At 67.3% G+C, this 18,164-nt stretch carries 18 protein-coding genes; 3 read left to right on the top strand and 15 right to left on the bottom strand.

Annotation, left to right across the window (positions count from 1 at the left end; genetic code table 11):
- Positions 1 to 76 precede the first annotated feature (76 nt).
- The 4 genes from JWR81_RS06475 to JWR81_RS06490 all read right to left on the bottom strand — a co-directional run bounded on the left by JWR81_RS06475 (position 77) and on the right by JWR81_RS06490 (position 3,281).
- Positions 77 to 1,213, bottom strand: coding sequence for a lipid-transfer protein (locus JWR81_RS06475; RefSeq protein ID WP_297648044.1), 1,137 nt, complete (start codon positions 1,211 to 1,213; stop codon positions 77 to 79).
- Positions 1,210 to 1,602 (bottom strand): DUF4286 family protein, encoded by a 393-nt coding sequence (locus JWR81_RS06480; RefSeq protein ID WP_297648048.1) that lies wholly within the window; start codon positions 1,600 to 1,602, stop codon positions 1,210 to 1,212. The genes JWR81_RS06475 and JWR81_RS06480 overlap by 4 nt, the downstream gene beginning before the upstream one ends.
- A gap of 53 nt (positions 1,603 to 1,655) precedes the next feature.
- Positions 1,656 to 2,576, bottom strand: coding sequence for a TIGR03619 family F420-dependent LLM class oxidoreductase (locus JWR81_RS06485; RefSeq protein ID WP_297648051.1), 921 nt, complete (start codon positions 2,574 to 2,576; stop codon positions 1,656 to 1,658).
- Positions 2,577 to 2,675: 99 nt separating this feature from the next.
- Positions 2,676 to 3,281, bottom strand: a complete 606-nt coding sequence (locus tag JWR81_RS06490) for a nitroreductase family protein (protein WP_297648054.1) — start codon at positions 3,279 to 3,281, stop codon at positions 2,676 to 2,678.
- A 1,099-nt stretch (positions 3,282 to 4,380) separates the two neighbouring features.
- Here JWR81_RS06490 and JWR81_RS06495 point away from each other — a divergent pair.
- Positions 4,381 to 4,983 (top strand): TetR/AcrR family transcriptional regulator, encoded by a 603-nt coding sequence (locus tag JWR81_RS06495; RefSeq protein ID WP_297648057.1) that lies wholly within the window; start codon positions 4,381 to 4,383, stop codon positions 4,981 to 4,983.
- Here the strand turns inward: JWR81_RS06495 and JWR81_RS06500 are convergent, their stop codons facing one another.
- Positions 4,984 to 5,202, bottom strand: a complete 219-nt coding sequence (locus tag JWR81_RS06500; RefSeq protein ID WP_297648060.1) for a hypothetical protein — start codon at positions 5,200 to 5,202, stop codon at positions 4,984 to 4,986.
- Positions 5,203 to 5,428: 226 nt separating this feature from the next.
- Here JWR81_RS06500 and JWR81_RS06505 point away from each other — a divergent pair, with 226 nt between their 5' ends.
- A complete protein-coding gene (locus JWR81_RS06505) occupies positions 5,429 to 6,112 on the top strand; it encodes a TetR/AcrR family transcriptional regulator (protein WP_297648062.1) in 684 nt (227 codons plus the stop codon).
- A gap of 215 nt (positions 6,113 to 6,327) precedes the next feature.
- On the opposite strand, the gene JWR81_RS06510 is transcribed toward JWR81_RS06505, so the two are convergent.
- The 10 genes from JWR81_RS06510 to JWR81_RS06555 form a co-directional block, all read right to left on the bottom strand.
- Positions 6,328 to 6,903, bottom strand: a complete 576-nt coding sequence (locus JWR81_RS06510) for a hypothetical protein (protein WP_297648065.1) — start codon at positions 6,901 to 6,903, stop codon at positions 6,328 to 6,330.
- Positions 6,900 to 7,355, bottom strand: a complete 456-nt coding sequence (locus tag JWR81_RS06515) for a hypothetical protein (protein ID WP_297648068.1) — start codon at positions 7,353 to 7,355, stop codon at positions 6,900 to 6,902. Before JWR81_RS06515 ends, JWR81_RS06510 begins: the two co-directional genes overlap by 4 nt.
- A 258-nt stretch (positions 7,356 to 7,613) precedes the next feature.
- Positions 7,614 to 9,014, bottom strand: a complete 1,401-nt coding sequence (locus JWR81_RS06520) for an MCE family protein (RefSeq protein ID WP_297648071.1) — start codon at positions 9,012 to 9,014, stop codon at positions 7,614 to 7,616.
- Positions 9,014 to 10,273, bottom strand: a complete 1,260-nt coding sequence (locus tag JWR81_RS06525) for an MCE family protein (protein WP_297648074.1) — start codon at positions 10,271 to 10,273, stop codon at positions 9,014 to 9,016. The genes JWR81_RS06520 and JWR81_RS06525 overlap by 1 nt, the downstream gene beginning before the upstream one ends.
- Positions 10,270 to 11,490 carry an MCE family protein gene (locus JWR81_RS06530; protein WP_297648077.1) on the bottom strand — a complete coding sequence of 407 codons (1,221 nt, stop codon included), beginning with the start codon at positions 11,488 to 11,490 and terminating at the stop codon, positions 10,270 to 10,272. The genes JWR81_RS06525 and JWR81_RS06530 overlap by 4 nt, the downstream gene beginning before the upstream one ends.
- Positions 11,487 to 12,443 carry an MCE family protein gene (locus JWR81_RS06535; RefSeq protein WP_297648080.1) on the bottom strand — a complete coding sequence of 319 codons (957 nt, stop codon included), beginning with the start codon at positions 12,441 to 12,443 and terminating at the stop codon, positions 11,487 to 11,489. Before JWR81_RS06535 ends, JWR81_RS06530 begins: the two co-directional genes overlap by 4 nt.
- A 32-nt stretch (positions 12,444 to 12,475) precedes the next feature.
- Complete coding sequence (locus JWR81_RS06540; RefSeq protein WP_297648083.1) at positions 12,476 to 13,486, bottom strand: MCE family protein; 1,011 nt, start codon at positions 13,484 to 13,486, stop codon at positions 12,476 to 12,478.
- A gap of 2 nt (positions 13,487 to 13,488) precedes the next feature.
- On the bottom strand, positions 13,489 to 14,676 hold the full coding sequence (locus JWR81_RS06545) for an MCE family protein (RefSeq protein ID WP_297648087.1): 1,188 nt from the start codon (positions 14,674 to 14,676) through the stop codon (positions 13,489 to 13,491).
- The gene (locus JWR81_RS06550; protein ID WP_297648090.1) at positions 14,673 to 15,515 is read right to left on the bottom strand and encodes an ABC transporter permease; all 843 of its coding nucleotides are present in this window, start codon (positions 15,513 to 15,515) and stop codon (positions 14,673 to 14,675) included. Before JWR81_RS06550 ends, JWR81_RS06545 begins: the two co-directional genes overlap by 4 nt.
- A 10-nt stretch (positions 15,516 to 15,525) precedes the next feature.
- The gene (locus JWR81_RS06555) at positions 15,526 to 16,356 is read right to left on the bottom strand and encodes an ABC transporter permease (protein ID WP_297648093.1); all 831 of its coding nucleotides are present in this window, start codon (positions 16,354 to 16,356) and stop codon (positions 15,526 to 15,528) included.
- A gap of 428 nt (positions 16,357 to 16,784) precedes the next feature.
- Here JWR81_RS06555 and JWR81_RS06560 point away from each other — a divergent pair, with 428 nt between their 5' ends.
- Entirely contained in the window at positions 16,785 to 18,131 is a 1,347-nt protein-coding gene (locus JWR81_RS06560) for a TetR/AcrR family transcriptional regulator (RefSeq protein WP_297648096.1), read from the top strand.
- Positions 18,132 to 18,164 lie beyond the last annotated feature (33 nt).

The following is an 18,164-nucleotide window of genomic DNA, read 5'->3' on the forward strand; positions in this document are numbered from 1 at the left end:
CCGTTCTTCAGACCGTCCCAGTACGGCGCCGAATCGGGATCGGGCACCGGAACCGGCGCCGCCAGTGCTGGATTCGTCACGGGTGCTCCCTGCTGTAGACGTTCGCGCCGCCGAAGGGCCCACCACCCGCGGTCACCAGCGCCAGTTGGGCGTCTTCGACCTGACGCACACCGGCGGCGTGCCGCAGTTGCAGCGCTGCCTCGTAGTGGTGGTTGAGGCCGTGGATGTAACCCTCTGACAGCAGCCCACCGTGCGGGTTGACCACCACGTCACCGCCGTAGGTGGCGCGTCCGGTCGAGAAGAACTTGCCCACCTCGCCTTTCTCGCAGAAGCCAAAGCCCTCCACGGTGGCCATCACGGTGTAGGTGAAGCAGTCGTACATGCAGGCCACGTCCATGTCGGACGCTTTCAGCCCGGTCCGCTCCCACAGCCGCGGCCCAGCAGTGGCCGAGTACATCCGGGTCGGGTCGTCCCACATGGACCATCCGGCGCCGCTCTGCGAGTTCGACGAGCCGACGAGCCAGACCGGTGGTTGCGCGGCGTCGCGGGCGAGGTCCTCGCCCACGACGAGGATCGCGACCGCACCGTCCACCTCGTAGGTGCAGTCGAGCACCCGGAACGGCTCGGCGATCCACCGGCTCCCCAGGTACTCGTCCATGGTCAACGGGTCGCGCCGCACCGCGTGCGGGTTGGGCACGGCGTGGGAGCGCTGAGTGATCGCGATCTGTCCCAGGTCCTCGGACGTCGTGCCGTAGACGTGCTGGTGCCGGCGGGCCCACATGGCGAACCACTGCGGCGGGACGAGGAATCCCGACGGGGCGTCGAACTGGCCGTCTCCGTCGACCTGGAGCTGCGCCTCGATCGTGCCGAACCGGTAACCGGACCGCCCGTTCAACGACCGGTAGATCAGCACCGCCCGGCACAGGCCGGCCTCGATCACGGCAGCCGCGGTGGCGACCTGGTCGGCGACCAGGTTGCCACCGCCGACCATGCTGTTGGCCCACGCGAGCTCGTCCATGCCCAGTGCGCGCGACACCTCGAGGGGATGGGCCGAGTCATGGGCCTGATAGGTCGACATACCGTCCACGTCAGACGGCGTCAGCCCCGCATCGGCGAGCGCGGAACGACAGGCCTCCGCCGCCATCGCCTTCGTGGTCCGCCCGGAGCGGCGTGAGTACCCGGTGCGCCCGATGCCGACGACGGCACAGGTCATCGCGCACCAGCAGCAGCCGCGTCGGTGGACGGCTCGCCCAGCCGATCGCCCCGCGGCCGCCAGGTCGACATGGAGACCGTGGCCATGTCGAGCCCCTCGTGGAGCGTCATCTCACCCGTGGTCAGCCGGCGCAGGAACTCGCCCATCACCTCGTTGGGGTCGCTCTCGAGCTCGTACACGGCGAGGTACCGATGCGCGGGCGGCGGCGGGCTCGGCGCACCCTCGACCTCAGGGATGTCCATCGGCGCCAGTGCGTAGCGCTGCGCCGCCACCACGCCGGGCACATCGAGCACCTCGTGCACATGCGTGCTGTCGTACCACTCGTTGTATTCCGCTTCCTGACCTTCGGTCGGATTCGAAAATACAAGGAACAGATTCTTCCCGCTCACCCTAAACCTCGCTTCATTTGAGTAGTGCATTCAGCTGATCGTCGTCGCGCCTTTCAGTTGACCTTGGGTATCACCTCGGTCGCGACCCACCGCATGTGGTCCAGATAGGCCTCCAGCCCGGTGACCGGCGGCGCAGCGACCCAGGTGTCGGTGACACCGAAGTCCGCCAGGCGACCGCACTGATCGATCACTTCCTGCGGACTCCGGCTTGTCACCGCCGCCGGGTCGGAGACGACCGCGTGCTCTGCCCCGACACTCAGTGCCGCCATGCTGTAGAAAACCGAGAACGGCCGGTCATCGAACCCGGGCTGGGAACGCAGATAGTCCAAGCGCGCCGGCAGGTCCTCGGGCTGGGTGAGCCACGGCGCCCACCCGTCGCCGAAGCGCGCCGCGCGGCGCAGCACCGCGTCGGCGTCGCCACCCATCCACAATGGGGGATGTGGCCGCTGGATCGGCTTCGGACCGAACGCGACGTCATGGAAGGAGACGAACTCGCCTTCGAAGGTCGGCGAGTCGCTGTGCCAGAGCTCGAACATGGCGGCGAGATACTCGTCCGCCATCCGTCCGCGCTTGTGGAACGGCACGCCCAGGATGTCGAATTCCTCTTTCAGCCACCCGACACCCAGGGTGGCGAACGCCCGGCCACCGCTGAACCAGTCCAGGGTGGCCAAGGATTTGGCACTGACCACCGGATGGTGCAAGGGAAAGATACTCACCATGGAGCCGACGCGGATAGTACTGGTCGCTCCCGCGATGAATCCTTGGGCTGTCGTCGCGTGGAAGTAGTGGTTACCCGACAGCTCGAGGTGGGAGGTCGGAGTCACGAAGTGTTCGGGCAGCAGGACCGCAGAGAAGCCGAGCTCCTCCGCCGTCCTGGCGACCTCCGCGATATCCCGGCCGGTCAGCTCATGCTCCCACGGCTGGGTCATGGCGGGAACGTTCATACAGTTCGGTAGATAGACTGCGAACCTCATATCATCCCCTATTGATGTTCAGACAGAATTGTGCGCTGCGAATCCGCATCTATGCGTTCGCTCAGTCCTGTACGACGGTCTCATGGGCGGGTCCGCGAATCACCACGGAGCCTTGTAGTGCTCGCGGTAGGTCGATTCCGAGGCCGGCCGACGCCGCGGCGGCCCCAGTCGACGTTCCGCTTGCCCCAGGTAGATGGCCGCCATGGGCAGCACGGTGTCCGGCAGCCCCAGCAGCTCGCGCACCGGCTCCACGTACATGGAGGTGAGCCCGGTGGTCAGACACGAGCCGTAGCCGAGGTCCGCCGCCGCGAGCAGGATGTTCTGCGCGGCGGGGTACACCGACGAGGGTGCGAACGCCTCAGGCACCCGGTCCAGGTCGGCGCCGACCACCACGATGACCGGTGCGCTGGCGAAGCCACCGCGCATGATGCCGCTGTCCAGGTCGGCGTAGACCTTGTCGTCGGTTCTGGAGCGCACGAATTCGGCGCCGCCGGCCGTCCAGGCCGCCGTCCACAGCTCGCTCAGGGCCGCCCTCGACTCAGCCGAGCGCAACACGACAAAAATCCACGGCTGTGAATTCTCCGCACTCGGCGCGTGCACCGCGGCATCCAGCATGAGCTCGATGTCGCGGTCGGGAAGGTCCACACTGGAATCGAAGCGACGACACGCCCGCTGGGCCTGCATCACCGCACGAAGCTCACCCATCGACAACTCCGATCTTCCGGCGCCGCCGGTTGCTCGAATGCCACGGCGCCATCGAAACCGACGCTCATCTCGAGCGCCCATTGACGTCCATCTCCTCCGAGGATTCCGTCGGCCCGGAGCCAACCAGGAGAGGTCGCGCCGACCGGCGGACGCCTCCTCAGATCAAGCACTCCCTCTGGTAGATCTGGCAGGATACTGCCACGCATCACCACACGGCCGACTCCTCCACGCACAGCGCGACGAGGGCCTGCCACACCTCTCGGACCAGCGAGGATCCACTGCGACATCGCACGGTTTCGCACAGTCTCTCCAGCAACCGCGGGAGAGTCGCCCCTCCCTCATCGCGGAAGCCAGGTCCTCCACCGTGAGCATGGCTGCGACGCCTCTCCTCCAGACCCTTCTTCCTCGGATGAGTATGGCAGTACACTGCCAGAAGTCAATGGCGAACGGCCTGCCGCACCCCGGCTGTCGGTGAAGATCCCGTCGATGTGCACGGCCGGCGCTCGACGCCGGGCCGCGACCGCCTTGTCGGCCTGATCGCGCCCGGCGTAGAACGAGGACCGAGGGACGCCGAGCATCAGGCACATCCGCGCAACCGGGCCGTCGGCCTTCTTCGCATCGATCAACGCGCATCTCACGGGTACCATGACATCCGGACGAAGAAGGTCGCGGCCCTTTCAGGAAATCATTCCTCATTCGAAGTCGACAGATCTCGTCTTCGAACTCCTCCACGTGTGCGTGCTCCGCGGTCATCAAATGACCGCCCGGCGGTGCCGATCGGGTGGCGTCCACGCACCGTCCCTGCGTGCAGGCACCCGTGTCGACTCCTTATGGCTGCATATCTGCGCATACCAGCAGGTGTGAGGCTCACTACCCATGCCCTCGGCACTCGACCCATCACGCGAGAGTCCAGCTTCGGTCCGAGGCAGACAGAGTGACAATTCGACTCGACCGCACGCAAGTCCATTGGGTGAAGTTGATCACGCCGATGGAGATCCAACACAATACGCTGAGGGAGATTCAACACAATACAATGCGTTCGCGTAGTGCCAAGTGTTCCACTTGAGCTACTGGTTCGAGCCGCCAGGAAGGAAGGGCCATGTCCGACAACGCGACCGCCGAACGTATCGTGGGTGGCGCGCTCCGGGCTGTCGTGCGCAGGGGATCGCGGAAACTCTCGGTGAGTGACATCTGCGACGAGGCAGGGGTGGCCCGGGGGACCTTCTACCGGTACTTCACCAGCCGCGACGAGGTACTCCAGGAGATCGGCCAGCATTTCTCCGCCGGGGTCGCCAGCGCGCTCGACGCTGCCATCGTGGCCGATCCCGTCCCCGAGCACCGGTTACGGGTGGTCATCGAGGCGATCATGGACAACTGCCGCGCGAATCCGGAGACGGTCCAGTTGATGGAGGTCGAGCCGGCGTTCGCCCTCCGCTACCTCAGGGAGAGCTTTCCCACACTCATCGGCGTAGTCGCCGAGGCGCTGGCACCGGCCATCGAGCAGACCCCGGCATCCGTGGACGGGACGCACACCCGCGAGCAGCTTGCAGAGCTGTTCCTACGGGTGGTCGTCTCGACACTGATGGTGCCCGGATCCACCGGTAGCGAGATCCCGGCCGTCATCGAGTCGGTGTGGAGTCCACGGACCGGACCCACCCTCGCCGCGTCACCGGCGCGGGAGCGCATCCGCCCGGCGAGCTGATCATCGGGCGGCTCGCTGCCGTTTGACGTCGTCGCCGTACAGCAATCGGTCGGTCCCGATCTCGGCGCCGCTCAGGTTCAGCCCCTTTGGCGCCCTCGACGTCCTCAGCCACACCAACCCGAGTTCCTGCAGCGGTCCGGTGGCCCAGAAGTACAGCTGGTCCGTAGCCTTGGCGCTGCAGGCGAGGAACTCGGTGTCGACGAGCAGCTCGCGCCCCACGGGTGATGGGTCGTTCCGAATGTCACGTCCTCCTCGCCCCTCCGGGTGTCCCGCCGTCAGTGGTGAACCTTTTAAGTACACTATCTGCTTATTACGTCCATCTAAGGATCAGATTCCGTGCCCCACACTGTCGAGGAGGCCACCCTGGCTACGCGCTCCGAGTCATCCGGGCTCGGCCGATCCGGGTTCCTCCTGACACCACACGCCGACAGGGCTGGTTCCGGCCATGCCAGGACACCGATCGGTGCGGCACCGGCCATTCGGACGACCCGGTGGTTACCATCGCCGGTGCGCCCGGCGAGCCAGACATTCTGGGGAAAGGGGAAGGCTCGTGGCAGCCAATACTGACACCGTCTCAAGAATCCTGGACGGGGCACTCCACGCGTTGGCTCGCCGTGGCCTCCGCAAGTTGTCGATGAGCGACGTCTGCGAAGAGGCAGGGATCTCCCGGGGAACGCTGTACCGGTACTTCAAGAACAAGGACGCGGTTCTCGAGGCGATCGGTCACCACGTCGAGACGAGCCTCAAGCTCGCGCTGCAGCGTGCCGTCGAGGAGCGGCCCGATCCAGAGGACCGGGTGATCGTCGTAATGGGCGTCATCATCAACTACGACTTGACCCACCCGGAGACCACGCGCACCATCGAATTGGAGCCTGCCTTCGGTCTCTCGTTCGTCCGCCGGGTGTTCCCGCAGTTTCTGGCGATCGTGAGTGACTCGTTGGGCACTGTGCTGGCCGACTCGCTGCCCGTGCGCAGCGGAGCGCTCAGCATGGACCAACTCGCGGAGATCCTGATGCGCATCGCCGTATCGCATTTCTTCGTCCCCAGCCAGAACTCGGACGAGCTACCCGGTCTTCTCGCCGGCTTGGCCGGCCTGCACCCGGCGACGCAGCCCGCAGCGACGCGGTGACCTCGACGGCGGGTTTCCGCCGTGTGAGTTTCAGGGGCGCGCCGTCCGAGGGCCGCTCCGTTCGTCAGCCGGACTTCGCTCCCGTCGAGTGACGCGCCGCCGTCTGCTCCAGGTGCTGAACGGCGTTCCGCAGGCCTCCGTCCACATGGCACCGGCCGACCGGATTCCGGTCGGCCGGTGCGGTTCGCCTTACTGCCGGTGCGAGCCGACGTTCGTCAGACGGGCACGAGATCCGAGATCAGCCACTTGCCGTCGGTGAAGGTCAAGGTGACCTTGGCACGACTGCGATCGATCTGCGGCACATCCGGCTGCTTGCCCGTTGTCGACTGGTTGATGTAGAGCAGGGCTACAAGGCCGTTCGGAGTGGCTGTCACGACCGAGCTTCCGACCACCTCCGCCTTGGTGACGATCTGCTGAGTCCCGGCGTTCGGCCGAATCAGCTGAGCGGCCAGATTCCCGTACTGCTGGGTGAAGTCGCCGGTTGTCACCGAGTTGGCGCGTGCGAGGTCAGCATCGAGCGTGCGGTAGTCGTAGGACAGCAGCGTCGTTGTCAGCTGCGCCGCCGCGCGCAGTCCGTCGCTACGCGCCTGGTCGGTCTCACGCTGTCGCTGCACGTCGAGGAACAGCACGGTCCCCAGCGCCAGGACTGCGACGATCAGGACCGCCAGCAACGCAGTGACGACGGCGCGCCGACGGCCGCGGCTCAGCCAGCGGTCGAAACCACCGCCGCGCCCGCCGATCGCCCGGCCCATCGTGGCAGGCGCCGCAGCGATCGTGCCGAGCGCGCTCACGGGACGAACTCCACGTCCGAGACCAGCCAGGCGTCCGACTGTTTCTGCAGCTTGACGAGCATCCGGTACTGCCTCGGCTCGCCCTGCGGGGCCTGCGAGTTCTTGACCGTCGCTGTCGACGCGACGAGAACCGTCGCGGTATCGCCGTCCAGCTCGGCGACGCCGGCCTCGCTCACATCTCCGGACGAGCTCACCTGCGCTTGCTGGAGAACGGTCTTGATGGCTGAAGCCTCGGTACTGAACTGCTCGCGGAACTGGCCGGTGGAGCCCTGCAGCACGCGATCAAGGGACTGCTGAGGGGCGGTGTGGTTCAGCGTCATCAGGTTCACGACCATCTGTCGAGCCGCCTGCAGGGCACCGGTCCGATCGTCCTCGGTCCGGGCAGCGGCACGGACCTGGAGCAACAGCACGGCGCCTCCGGCCAGCGCGAGCACCAGCAGCGCGACGAGCAAGGAGACGACCCATGTCGGCGGGTGCGGGCGCCCGGGTGGTGGATCCGGGGGGCCGGTGTTGTCGGGGTTGTCGGGATCGGGATCGGACTCCGCCTCCCCCGCCGGCGACGGCGTCGCAGGCTCATCGGGTACGGGTACTGGAACGGCGTCGGTCTCGTCGAGGACGATGCCGTCGAGCGGCTCCGGGTCGAGCGTGATCGGATCGGCGGGATTCGGATGGTGTCGGGTCATGGCTGTCCTGGGTGGTGGGGATGAGGCTCAGCTCGTCGGGATCTGCAGCGGATCGAGAAAGAAGGCCTTCCAGCTCGTGGGCACGGTGCCGTCGCGGGTGTTCGTGCCGAGACTGAACGGAGAACCATCGGGCGTGAAGGACAGGCCTGTCACCTGGTCGTAGGGCACGCCGTCCGGTATCCGGGCGGCCGCGGTCGAATGCCCGCCGTCGAGGTCGACCTCGGCGGCGCGGTCCGACTGCGCGGCCTCGGCCGGAGTCTGGAAGTCGAGTCCACAGCCCGCGGCATCGGCCGCGCGGCGGGTGGGATCGTTCGGGCACGGGTTCTGCCGGGCGCCGCGAATCTCCTTCGCCGAGTCCGGGGCCTCTTTGCAGTACGAGTCGGTCGGGGCGTTGAGCGGGGAGAGATCAGATGGGTCTCGGACCGGGTCGGTGAATCCGGTCGTGCAGGCGGGCGGGTCGTTGACGGTGGCCTTGAAATCGATCGCGCCGCCGCTCGGCACGCCACGGTTGTTGTTCAGGGCACTCTGCAGGTTGTTGATCGTCACCGGCAGTATGACGAGGGACTGCGCCACGTTCGGCACGTACGTCTCGACGACCTGACCGACCGATGTGAGGTTGGCCAGGAGCAGCGGGACCGTCGGACGGACCTGATCGAAGAGAGTCGTCAGCTCGGTCGAGAACGCGGGTCCTCGGTCGAGGATCCCGCGAACGGCGGGGTCGTCGGCGCGTAGGCGGCCGCTCACCGCGGCCAGGTCCTGGAAGTACGACCGGATGTCCGGGGCGACCCGTTCCTGGGTGGCCAGCACGGGTTGCAGGTCGTTGATCAGCCCGACCGTCGGCACGATGTCGGCCTGGGCGTCGGTCAGGAGGAGGTGGGAGGAGTCGAGCAGTCGCTGGATATCCTGGCCACTGCCACTGAACGCGCGGGAGACCTCGTCGAGGGTCGTACGCAGGGAATCTTGGGGCACGGACCGGACCAGCCGGTCGGTGCTGGCCAACACGTCTCCGATCTGGGGTGGGAGCGTGACCCGGTTCGCCGGGATCACCTCGCCGGGACGAAGCACGCGTTGGTCGGCAGCCCCGCTGTCGGGCACCAGATCGATGTACTGCTCACCGATCGCCGACATGTTCTGGACGGCGACCCGGGCGTCGGCAGGCACCGGTGTGCCGACGTCGAGCGACAGATCGGCGACCACGCCACCGTCAGCAAGTCGTACGGCGGTAACCCTTCCGATCTCCACTCCGCGCAGCGTGACCTGCGCTCCCGCATACAACCCACCAGCGCTCGGAAGCTGGACCGACGCCGAGTACTGGCCGAAGCCCACAAGTCGGGGTAGCCCGACGTAGACGAACGAGGCGTAGCCGATGCCGAGGAACGCGACGATCCCGAAGGCGAGCAGCTGGATCCGGACGAAGCGGGGCAGCATCAGCGGCCCCCGCCCAGCAACGAGCCAACTGGGTCCCCCTGTGCCGGGACCGGTGGCGCAGTCGTCACCGGCGGCGGTGGGAGCGGTTGTGACGACGGTGCCTGTCCGGCGGAGCCCGCCGCAGGTGGCTGGTCAGGCACGGCCGGCGCGAGTCCCGGCAGGTTGTCGACCAAAGGCGCACGCAGGGGATCGCTGGCCTTCTGTCCGGCGCCCAGCGGCGGGAGCCCTCCCAGAGGTGTGCCGGTCAGAAACGACTTCTCCAGCTCGGGGAGGGTGACGTCCACGGTGAGGAAGAGGTTGGAGTAGTCGCCCTTGAAGGCATTGCCTGCCGTGTTGTAGGGGAACGGAAAGGTGCTGAGCAGCGAGAGGGACTGCGTGAGGTTCTTGCCCGCATCGGCGAGCCGGCCGACTGTGGGTTGAAGGTCACGCAGGTTCGCCAGGAGGTCCTCCTGCGAGCTGTTGACGACGCGGGTGGCAACGGTGCCGAGATTCCCCAGCGCGGTCAACGCCGTCGTCAGGTCCTCGCGGTTGCGGTTCACGACCGCGAGACCCTGCGGGATCGTCTCGAGCGCGGCGGCGACCGTGTCGCGGTTGGCGGCAAGCTGCCCACCGAACCGGTTGAGCCCGTCGATCGCGCGCACTATCTCGTCCCGTTGCTGCTCGAGAGGGCCGATGACGCCCTGGAGGTTCCCGATGAGCGAGCGCACGTCGGCCTCGTGCCCGCCCAGCGCTGCATCGAGCTCGGTGGTGATGGTCTTGATCTGGTTGAGGCCGCCGCCGTTCAGTACCACGGACAGGGCGGCCAGCAGCTCCTCGGTGTCCGGGTAGCTGCCGGTCCGGCTGATCGGAATGACGTCACCATCACGGAGCTGCCCTACGCCCGGCCCACCGGACGGAGAGCCCATCTCCAGGTAGGTGGCCCCGAGCAGACTCTTCTGACCCACCTTCGCCACCGCGTCGGCCGGCAGCACGGTTCCGGGGTTCAACCCGACGACCAGCTCGGCGTGCCAGTCCTGGAACCGGATGTCGGTCACCGTGCCCACCGTGATGTCCCCGACCTTCACCTCGGAGTTCGGTACGAGGTTTGCCGCGGAGGGCAGCTCGACCGTCACGTGGAGGGCGCCGTTCCCGGTCCCGTCGCGGAACGGCAGCGGCAGCGACCCGGGCCCGGTGAACTCGCAGCCGCTCACTGCACCCACCAGCACGACGCCGGCCAGGCCGACGGCCACACCGCGGCCGAGCCCGATTCTCCGTCTCATCGAGATCCCCCCGGTGCGAGCAGGTTCTCCAGGCCCGGGACCGCGCCCGGTCCCGGACTGTCCCCGGGTGGAGATGCGCCGTCCGGCAGGCTCTGCGCCGATCGGCCGTTGCGTTCGAGCGGACTGGCCGTGACCGGAACGTCGTCCATCGCCACGAGGTCCGCCAACGGCGCGATCGCCTGGCGACATTGGTCCGGGGTCCCGCCGGCGGCGAAGATGGCCGTGCACACGAAAGCCGCGGGGTCTTTCACGTTGGCCGTGGACAGCACGCCGGTCAGAGAGCCGGCGAGCGGATCGTAGATGTTGTTGAAGTTGGCGAGCGACGTCGGGGCTACCTGCAACACGTCGGCCAGCGCCTGTCGGTTCTGGGCGAGGTTGGTGGTGACCTGTCCGAGCTTGTCCAGATCGGTGGCGAGACCGTTCCGGTTGTCGGCCACGAACTTCTGCACCAGAGGCAGCGTCGAATTCAGCGTGGTCAGTGTGGTCGACAGCTCGTCGGAGTTGTCGGCCAGCACTTGTGAGACCGAGGCGAGCTGGGTGTTGAAGTCCTGGACCTGGCGGTCGTTCTGGGCCAGCGCGTCGAAGAAGACCTGGAGATTGCGGATGGTGCCGAAGAGGTCGGAGCGGCCGTCGGACAATGTGGTGGCCGCCTGGGACAGCTGCGTCAGCGTGTCGTGCAGCGATCCACCCTGTCCATCGAGATTGGCAGCAGCCGTGTTGAGCACATGGGACAGCGCCCCGTCCTGGTTCGCCCCGTCGGGGCCGAGCGCACCGGTGAGTGTCACCAACTGCTTCTCGATCTCGTCCCATTCCACCGGCACCGCGGTGCGATCAACCGGGATCTCGGCTCCGTCCGCGAGCTGCGGGCCACCTCGATAGACGGGGCTGAACTGGACGAACCGGCCTGTCACCAGCGTCGGCGCGAGGATGGCTGCGTGTACGTCGGCGGGCAGGACGACGTCGGAGCGATAGCTGAGCCCGACGCGGACGGAGTTCTGCTCGGGCGTCACGGAGACCACCGAACCGATGGGTACGCCGAGCATCCGGACGTCGTCGCCGGCATACAGGCCGACGGTGCTCGGGAAGTCCACGATCACCACACGGTGCCCGCGGCCCGGAACGGCCAGATATACGAGCGCCGCGCCCAGCACCAGCACCACCGCAGCCGCGCCGAGCAACCTCTGCGGCCGGGTCATTCCTCTCGTCGCGGCGTTCATCGGCTACCTTGCTGCAGCAGTTGCGGGAGGACGGGCGCCAGGTTGGTGGGGGCCAGGTTGGCGATGTAGGCGTAGAAGAACGGCCCGCTGCCCACAGCCTCACCCAGCGTCCTGGCGTACCGCCCCACGCCGTGAATGGCCGCGGCGATGTTGCGGTCGTTGCTGTTGAGCAGGTCGAGCGTCTTCTCCAGCTCGGCGAGGGCGGGACCGATCTGGGCCTGGTTGTCGTCGACGACACCGCGGAGCTGGGTGACCACCATGGTGGTATTGGCCAACAGCACGTGGATTGCGTCCCGTCTGCGGTAGAGCTCGTCGAGCAACAGGTTGCCGTCGCCGATCAGGGTCGTGATCTGACCGCTCCGCTCGGCGAGGACACCGGACAGGCTGTTCCCCCCGGCCAGCAGGCGTCGCAGCGCGTCGTCCCGGGAGGCAATGGTCTGAGACAACTGCTGGACCCCGGTGAGGGCCGCCCGGAGCGCGGGTGGGGTATCGGAGAACGTGGTGGCCACCGTGTCGAGGGACTCAGCGAGCTTCCCCGTGTCGATCTGGCCGGTCGTGGTCGTCAGGTCGGAGAGGGCCTGCGCGATGTCGTACGGCGAGTTGGTGCGCGCCAGTGGGATCTCGCTTCCCGGCTCGAGGACGCCATCGCCGACGGGCTCCACCTGCAGGAACTTCCTCCCCAACGGCGTCTGGGTCTTGATGGCCGCGCTGGTGAGGGCACCGAGCCGCGCGTCGGACTCCACGCTGAACGACACCGCGACGTGGTCGCCCTCCAGATCGATCGACCCGACCTTCCCCACGGTCAGGCCCCCGATCCGCACCTCGTCACCGACCAGGAGTCCGCCGGCCTCGGGGAAGGCCGCCCGGTAGCCGTGGCTGGTCAGGGACCGGTAGATCGCTCCGGAGTTGAGCGCGACCGCGAGAACCACGACGATGACCGCGATTCCGCTCACTCCGATCACGGTCTTGTTCCGCTCGCTGAACCTCATTGACAGCGCTCCACCCCACTGGACACCCACGGGGTGAGCAGCGCTCGCCCGTCGGGTCCGGTCGTTCGTATCTGAATGCCGCAGATGTAGAACTGGAAGAACGACCCGTAGGCGCCAAGCCGGCCGAGTTGCTCGTACGCGCGCGGCAACCGATCCAGGGTGGTGTTCACGGTGTCTCGATCGCTGTTGATGACCCCGGTGAGCCGGTCGACCTGATCGATCGTGCCTGCGAGGTCGGGACGCGCCTGCGCGAGCAGGCCGCCGACATTCCCGGTGAGGTCACCGATCTGGACCAGCGACTGCCCGATGGGGCCGCGCTCGGCCGCGAGGCCACTGATCAGCCGCTGGAGCTGGTCGATCAGGTCGACCAGCTGCGGGGATCGTTCGTTGACGGTTGTCAGTACCGTGTTGAAGTGATCGATCAGCTGCCCGATCATCTGGTCTCGCTCGGCGAGCGTCCCGGTGAGCGAGCCGACCGAGGTCAGGAGGTTGTCGATGGCAGGGCCCTCACCCTGGAACGCTCCGATCAGCGCACTGGACAGCTGGTTGACCTGGTCGGGCGCCAGGCCCACGAGCAACGGAGTGAATCCGTTGTAGAGCTCGTCGAGATCAAGAGCGGGCGCGGTGTTCGTCACCGGGATCGTGTCGCCGGGCCGAAGCCGCTCGCTCGGACCCGGGGCATCGGAGAGATCGAGGTAGCGGTCGCCGACCAGATTCTTGTAGCGGACCGCAGCATGGGTTGCGATCCCGAGTGGAACCGCGTTCTGCACGCTGAATGCCACCAGGACGTCGTTGGACGGCTCCAGCTCGACGTCCTGCACCCGCCCGACCGTCACGCCGGCCGCACGTACATCGGAGCCGGGTGTCAGTCCGGAGACATCCGTGAAGAGCGCTTTGTAGGTACTGGCGTCCTCGATCCGGACATTACCGAAAACCGTCACCATCACCAGCGACATCAGCCCGGCCACGCCGAACAGTGCCGCAACCTTGATGACCAACTTGGCCATGCTCAGCGCCCCCCGTTCGCCGCGGCGGGCCCGAACAGCTGGACCGCCAGCGGCGTGTGCCCGACCGACACCCCGTCACTGGATGAGTCGAACGGGTGTGAGCCGTCGTCGAACTTCACGTACGGGGAGGGGGATGCCCCGGGCGCCAAGGGACCGCCGTAGCAGCTGGGCCCGTCGTCCGCCGCGACCTTCGGAAGGTCACGCGGGTAGCGATACGGTTCCTGACCAGGCAGGAAGCTGGAGAGCAGGTGCAGGCCCGGTTGGGCACCCCCCATGAGCTGTTCCAGTGGCGGGCGCACCTGGTTGGCCGCCGCCAGCAAGCACGTGGTCTCCGGTGAGTACCGAGCGAGAAGGGCCGTGACCGGCGCCAAGGTGGCCAGGCTGTCGTGCAGCCCACCCTCGTTGTCCGCCAGGAAGCCGCGTGCCGTGTCCGCGACCCCGGTCAGGTCCAGCAGGAACGCTGCGAGCTGTGTCTCCTTCTGCACCAGGGTGCGGCTCGTGGCCGTCACGTTCCCGGTCGTCGCGAGCAGGTCGGGTGTCGCGTCGGCGTAGACGTTCGCGACGTCTGCGACCCCCGAGATGTCGCTGCTCATAGCCGGCACGCTCGGCTGGAGGTCGGCGAGGTAGGCGTTGAGCTGCTCCATGGTGTCACCGAGCTGCTTCCCGCGACCCTGCAAACCGGTACTGAGCGCGCCGAGAGCCGAGTTGAGCTTGGCGGGGTCGATCGAGCTGAGCAGGCTGACCAGGTCCTCGAAGACGTTGTTGATCTCCGGGCCGACCGTGGTCGGCTGGATCACGGCGCCATCGACGATGTGCTGAGGGCTCGACCGGGCCGGGACCACGAGGTCGACGAATTTGGCACCGAAAATGGTCGGGGCGAGCAGGTTCGCTGTGACGTTGGCCGGGATTTCGTCGACGAGCGCCGGATCGAGAGCGACCTCGATCGTGGCCGCATCCCCGTCGGGACTCACGGCGCGCACCTTGCCGACGGTCACTCCGAGCAGAGTCACGTCCGCGCCGGGATCCAACAGCAGCCCGGATCGGTCGGCCCGCACGGTCGCCGCGACCACCGGTGTGAATGCCCCGTTGTAGTTCCCCAGTATCGCTGCGACCGCCGCCGCGATGAGCAGGAGCGCCAGGACTCCATACAGCTTGTAGCGCACGCTCGACGCCCCCATCGTGCCGATCACCGCGAGATGTGCAGGGTGTTGGAGTTGCCGTAGAGCAGCAGGCTCATCGCCATGGCGACGACCATGATGCTGATCAGCGAGAGCCGGACCGCCTGCCCGACAGCCTTGCCGACACCGGACGGGCCGCCGGCTGCGGTGAAGCCGTAGAAGCAGTGCACCGAGATGATGACGACCGCCATCGTCAGAACCTCGATGAGGGACGAGAGGATGTCGGCCGGTACCAAGAAAGTGGCGAAGTAGTGGTCGTATCCGCCTGGCGACTGGCCGTAGAGGAGAACGACGGTCAGCCGGGTCAGACCGTAGGACATGATCAGCGAGATGGCGTAGAGCGGGGTGATCGCGATCATCCCCGCGATCACCCGGGTGGTCACCAGGAACGGCACCGCCGGAATCGCCATGACGTCCAGCGCATCGATCTCCTCGCTGATCCGCATCGCGCCCAGCTCCGCGGTGAACCCGGCACCGACGGTGGCGATCAGCGCAACCCCGGCTATCAACGGCGCCGCGATGCGAGTGTTGAGGTAGGCGGAGATGAAACCGCTCAGCGCTTCGACCCCGACATTGGAGAGCTGCGAGTAGCCCTGCAGCGCCACCTCGATCCCCGTGGTGCCGGTCAGGAAGGCAACGATCACGGCTGTACCCCCGACGAGCGCGAGGGCTCCGGTGCCGAGGCTCACCGCTGCGAGCTGTCGCCAGATCTCGCGCGAGTAGCGGCGCACCACGACCGGGGCCCAGCCATAGGCGCGGCCGTAGAAGGCGAGCTGGCGACCGAGGTCGTCCAGCACCCGGCCGGGCAGGGCGACGATCTGCCCCGCACGGCGGACTGTCTGCTGAGTCATGTCCTGGGTCCTAGTTCGCCGTGAGGCCGAGTTGCAGGTACACCGCACTCAAGACGGTGTTGAAGACGAACAGCGCCGCGATAGCGAGCACGACCGTCTGGTTGACCGCGTCACCGACGCCTTTGGCGCCGCCGCTGGTGGTCAGCCCGCGGTAGCAGGCGACCAGGCCGGCGGAAAGCCCGAAGACGGCCGCCTTGATCTCACTGAGCACGAAGTCGCTGAGCCCGGTCAGCAGCGTCAGGTTCGCCATGAACTGCCCCGGGCTGGCTCCCTGCACGAGAACCGACAACGCGTACCCGGTCGAGATGCCGACGATCGACACCAGACTGTTCAGCGCCATCGCCACGAGGGTCGAGGCGAGTACGCGCGGAACCACGAGTCGCTGCAGGGGGTCGATGCCAAGAACCTTCATGGCGTCGATCTCTTCGCGGATGGTGCGCGAACCCAGATCAGCACAGATCGCGGTGGCCCCGGCACCGGCAACGATCAGCACGGCCGCCAGTGGCCCGATCTCGCGCACGACGCCCAACCCGACACCTGCGCCACTGAGGTCGACCGCGCCGATCTGGACGAGCAGCTGGTTGATCAGGAAGATGACGACGCCGAGGAACGGGACCGTCAGCATGATCGCCGGACCGACCGAGACGCGCGCGATGAAGACGATCTGCTCGAGGAGCTCCCGCCACTGGAACGGGCGCCTGAACAGCGCCCGGCCGGTATCGAGAGTCATGGCGATGAAGCTGCCGAGCGCATCGGCGAACGACACAGCACTACGACGGGCCATGCGCGAGGCTCCTCCGTGGGCGACGACATCGTCTCCGTGCGCGGTGCCGGGCAGCACCGCACGATTTGAACACTCTGTGAACGAGTTGTGCAGCCTGTGGTTACGGCCACAACTGTCAGACCCTCGTTCGAGCGAACCGCTCGTGCGGTGCTCCAGCGGTGTACACCGCGTCAGAAGTTCGCGGGACACAGGTGGGCACCGCCTCACCGGAGCGGCGCCGTGGCCGCGGCCGGATCGGGCGCGGGATGAGCGTTCACCAGCGTCGTGCCCGACCGACACGCCGCCGCCGAGGGCGCAGGCCCAACGGGGCGTTCTCTGCTGCTGCACAGCAGAGAACTCGCCCGTCCCGACCACAGCGACATCGACTCCGGCCGTCTTCCACCATCTGGCTCCGACGCTGCTCGCGCAGGCACGGGTGAAGGCCTGGACAGGGGGCGAGCGAGCCGTCGAGGCGGGCTCCGGACCTCACCTACGATGGTTTCATCATGACGAGCGGTGAGCAGGTCCGGCGACGCGACGGCTACGGCGCGACCAGCCCGATCGTCGGGGAACGCGGAGCTCAGACGCGGAAGCGCATCGCTGACCTACTGCTCCGACTCCTCGCCTCGCAGAGCTTTCACGACGTCTCCGTCGACGCGATCGCGAAGGCTGCGGGCATCTCCCGGCCGACGCTGTACCAGTACTTCGAGAGCAAGGAGCAGATCTTCCTCGAGTTGCTCGCCGAGTGCGGCCGGGCCATCAGCCGGCTCGCCAAGAGACTCGGCCCCCTGGGCCCCACCGCGATCGGCTTCGACAACCTTCACTGGTGGCTCGGCGAATGGGCCGACCTGTACGACAGCTACCGGACCGTGCATCTGCAATGGGCCGGGATGGACAGCCCCGCGCACCCGCTGCGGCCGGTCATCGGCGAGTTCATGACCAGATACCAGTCGCGTGTCGCCCAGCGCCTCGAACGCTCGATGGTCGAGGGACTGGACCCTGAAGATGCGGCCACGATCCTCGTGAACACGGTCCATCGCTACCACTACTTCCGAGTTCTCGGGTTCGCCCCGCCGGACAGTTCGTCAACCAGGGTTGACGCGCTGGCGATCTGCATGCAGCTCATGCTGTTCCCCGACACTCCCGGTGGAGTCATCCGGGCGGTGACAGACTCCGATCCCAGCACCGGACTCGAGTCGTCCGAGTACCCGCTGTTCGCTGGGGGCTGGGTGGCCGCCGGGCGCGAGGACCCACCTGCGAGATTTGGTCCGAGGGGACAGCTGACTCGCAGGCGCATCCTGGACATCGGCGCAACAGCGTTCCGGGAAAGCGGCTTCCACGAGACACGCATCGACGACGTCCTGTCGCAGCTCGACCTCACTCGCGGTGCCTTCTACAAGTACTTCCCCACCAAGGACGACCTTCTCTATGAGCTCGCCGAGGAGTGCGCCGACGGATTCGGAGCGCTCTTCTCGACCTTCTCCCCCGCTGTCGACGTCCGCGGAGGTCACGATCTCGTCCTCTGGATGCGCGAGTTCGTCGGGCTTCACCAGCGCTACCGTGGCGTGATGCGCGCCTGGTTCCACGGGGCGTGGCAGGACCCGCACCTGACCGCTACCGCGCAGCGGCTCACCGGGGTCATCGCCGGTAGTGCGATGCAACCCGTTGCCGCCGTGGACCGTCTGTACCCGGTCAGCCTCCCGGCCGTCGTCTCGGTGCTGTTCGCGATGCTCGAGCAGCTGCCGGAGATCCTGGCCGTGCCGGCCCGCGGCGGCGACACAGCATCGATCATGGCGATCGCGATCCGGCGAGCGATCCTCTCGCCAGGGAGCCAGGCCCCTGCCACTCCTTGACGGTGCAGGTCTCGCCGGATCACACCGCAGGAC

The organism is Pseudonocardia sp., from assembly GCF_025965585.1.
Taxonomy (GTDB): Bacteria; Actinomycetota; Actinomycetes; order Mycobacteriales; family Pseudonocardiaceae; genus Pseudonocardia.